Origin of the sequence: Microbacterium sp. 5K110 (assembly GCF_005774735.1) — a bacterium.
In the GTDB taxonomy this organism is placed as follows: domain Bacteria; phylum Actinomycetota; class Actinomycetes; order Actinomycetales; family Microbacteriaceae; genus Microbacterium.
Window position 1 is genome coordinate 1 of record NZ_VBUM01000146.1, and the last position, 3164, is coordinate 3164.

Annotated in this window: 3 protein-coding genes; all 3 read left to right on the top strand. The window is 69.0% G+C overall.

Going from position 1 to position 3164, the window contains the following annotated elements:
- Positions 1-67 precede the first annotated feature (67 nt).
- The 3 genes from FE256_RS17640 (at position 68) to FE256_RS17650 (ending at position 3068) form a co-directional block, all read left to right on the top strand.
- Positions 68-847, top strand: a complete 780-nt coding sequence (locus FE256_RS17640) for an ABC transporter ATP-binding protein (RefSeq protein WP_138178252.1) — start codon at positions 68-70, stop codon at positions 845-847.
- Positions 844-1740, top strand: a complete 897-nt coding sequence (locus FE256_RS17645; protein WP_138178254.1) for an ABC transporter permease — start codon at positions 844-846, stop codon at positions 1738-1740. The genes FE256_RS17640 and FE256_RS17645 overlap by 4 nt, the downstream gene beginning before the upstream one ends.
- 149 nt (positions 1741-1889) lie before the next feature.
- Positions 1890-3068: an ABC transporter substrate-binding protein gene (locus tag FE256_RS17650; protein ID WP_138178256.1), complete on the top strand. Its 1179-nt coding sequence runs from the start codon at positions 1890-1892 to the stop codon at positions 3066-3068.
- Positions 3069-3164: the final 96 nt, after the last annotated feature.

A 3164-nucleotide genomic window follows, 5' to 3' on the forward strand; every position in this document is an offset into this window, starting at 1 on the left:
GCACCGACCGCCGACGCATCCGCACCGGCACTCCCGACCCTCGTCTCGACCGGAAAGTGAGCGTTCCGTGACCCTCGCCTCCCCCTCCCCGGCAGCCACGCTCGCGGGCCCCTCCGCGCCGCTGCTGGATTTCCGGAACGTCGCCATGACGTTCCCCAACGGCACCACCGCCCTCTCCGGCGTCGACCTCGTCGTGCAACGCGGCGAGTTCGTCAGCGTCGTCGGCCCCTCGGGCTGCGGCAAGTCGACCCTGCTGCGCATCGCCTCCGGCCTCGAGTCGGCCAGCGAGGGGACGGCGACGGTCAACACCGACCGCATCGGGTACGTCTTCCAGGACGCGACGCTCCTGCCCTGGCGCGACGTGCAATCCAACGTCGAACTGCTCGCCGAGCTGAACTGGCAGCCCAAGCGGGTGCGCACGCCCAAGGCGCAGTGGGCGATCGACCTCGTGGGACTCAAGGGCTTCGAGAAGCACCTGCCCAAGCAGATGTCGGGCGGCATGAAGATGCGCGCGTCGCTGGCCCGCTCGCTGACGCTCGACCCCGAGCTGTTCCTCTTCGACGAACCGTTCGGTGCGCTCGACGAGATCACGCGCGAACGCCTGAACGACGAGCTGTTGAAGATCTTCGTCGCGCAGAAGTTCGGCGGCCTCTTCATCACCCACTCGGTGTCCGAAGCGGTCTACCTCTCCACCAAGGTCGTCGTGATGTCGGGTCGCCCCGGCCATCTCGTCGACACCTTCGAGGTCCCCTTCGACATGCCTCGCGACCCCGAGATCCGCTACACGGGCGAGTTCGCCAAGCTCGTCGGCGAGGTCTCCCACGCCCTCCGGGAAGGACACTCATGAGCACCACCTCTGCAGAGCCGGTCGTCTCCGAAACGTCCGAGCCCACGGCATCCACCCCCATCCCGCCGATCGACGCGGCCCCGAAGGCTCCGCCCCGCGGTCGCGGCCCCATCGCCCGCGCGCTGCTGCTCGCGGGACCGCCGCTCGGGGTCCTGGCCGTCCTCGTCGGCGCCTGGTACGTCGTCTCGGGCGTCCTCACGGCGACGGGCAAGGGCTTCCTCCTTCCGATGCCGCACGAGATGTTCACGAAGGGCTTCTTCGACCCGCAGGTCAGCGTCGACATCTGGACCGCGCTGTTCCGCACCACGGGCGTCGCCCTCACGGGCCTCGCGATCGCCATGGTCATCGGCGTCGGCTGGGCCATCGCGATGTCGCTGGCGCGCTGGGTCGAGCGCAGCACCTACGCCTACGCGGTGATCCTGCAGTGCATCCCGATCCTCGCCCTCGTGCCCCTCGTGGGCTTCTGGTTCGGTTACGAGTTCCTCGCCCGCGTCATCGTCTGCGTCCTGATCGCGCTGTTCCCCATGGTCTCGAACACCCTGTTCGGTCTGCAGTCGGTCGACAAGTCGCAGCGGGAACTGTTCCGCCTGCAGAAGGCCAACAAGTGGACGGTCCTGACCAAGCTCACCCTCCCCGCCGCGCTCCCCTCGATCTTCGTCGGCATGCGCACCTCGGCCGGACTCTCGGTCATCGGCGCGATCGTCGGCGACTACTTCTTCCGCCGCGGTGAGCCGGGCATCGGCTCGCTCATCTCCAACTACCAGTCGCGTCTGCAGAGCGCCGAGCTGTTCGCCGCGATCCTCGCGGCCTGCCTCCTCGGCGTGGCGATCTTCGCCTTCTTCGGCTGGCTGTCCAAGGTGGCCGTCGGCCGCTGGTACGAAGCCGCCCGCTGACGCCCGCCCCGCTCCCTCACCCCGTTCCACACCCAGACACCGGATGCCACGGCATCGCGCCCTCGGGCGTGCCCGCGGCCGTGGCATCCGACCCCTTCTGCACCACCTCCGCACCCGAGAGCTCCACCCGTCACAGAAAGCGAAACAGCATGAAGCGCAGCACCCTCGTCCGCGGCACCGCCGTCACCGGCGCGTTCGCGATCGCCCTCACGCTCACCTCGTGCGCCGGCAGCGCCGCGGAATCGGCGCCGAGCAGCTCCGACCTCGCCATCGGCTCGGTCGACCTGTCGGCCGACTGCCCCGCGACGATCGTCGTCCAGACCGACTGGAACCCGGAGGCCGAGCACGGCCACCTGTACGAGATGATCAAGGACGACTACACGATCGACGCCAACACCAAGGCGGTCACCGGCCCGCTCATGTCGGACGGCGAGTACACCGGCGTGAACCTCGAGATCCGCGCCGGCGGTCCCGCGATCGGCTTCCAGACCGTCTCGGCCCAGATGTACCAGGACGACAAGATCACCCTCGGCTACGTCAGCACCGACGAGGCGATCCAGCTCTCGGGCACCACCCCCACCAAGGCCGTCATGGCGCCGCTCGACATCAGCCCGACCATGGTCATGTGGGACCCCGCGACGTACCCCGGCGTGAAGACCATCCAGGACGTCAAGCCCGCCCTCGAGGGCAACGGCGGCGTGTGGCGCTACTTCGACGGCTCGGCCTACATCGAGTACCTCAAGAGCGCCGGGCTCGCGAGCCCCGCGGTCCTCGACGGCTCGTACGACGGCACCCCGTCCAACTTCGTCGCCGCCGGCGGCAAGGACATGCAGCAGGGCTTCGCCTCGGCGGAGCCGTTCGTCTACCAGAACGAGGTCTCGGCCTGGGGCAAGCCCGTGAAGTTCGCCCTCATCCACGACTCGGGATGGCAGACCTACCAGTCGTCGATGTCGGTGAAGTCCGCGGACTTCGACACGCTGAGCCCCTGCCTCACCAAGCTCGTCCCCGCCCTGCAGAAGGCCGGCGTCGCGTACTACCAGGACCCCAAGGCGACGAACGACCTCATCCTGAAGCTCGTCGAGGAGTACGACACGGGCTGGGCCTACACGCAGGGCGTGGCGGACTACTCGGTCAAGACGCAGGTCGAGCTCGGCCTCGTCGGCGACGGCCCCGACTCCACCTACGGCAACTTCGACGACGCCCGCTTCGAGGACTTCTTCACCAAGGCCAGCAAGGTCTACACCGACCTCGGCACCCCGCCGGCCGCCGGGTACACCCCCGCCGACCTGTACACGAACGAGTTCATCGACACCTCGATCTCGTTCTGACCGTGACGGCCCGGTCCGCCTCGCGCGGACCGGGCCGCCCGGGGGCTCCCGCCCCGGCTCCCGCCCTGGCTCGCTGCCCCGGCTCCCGCCCTGGCT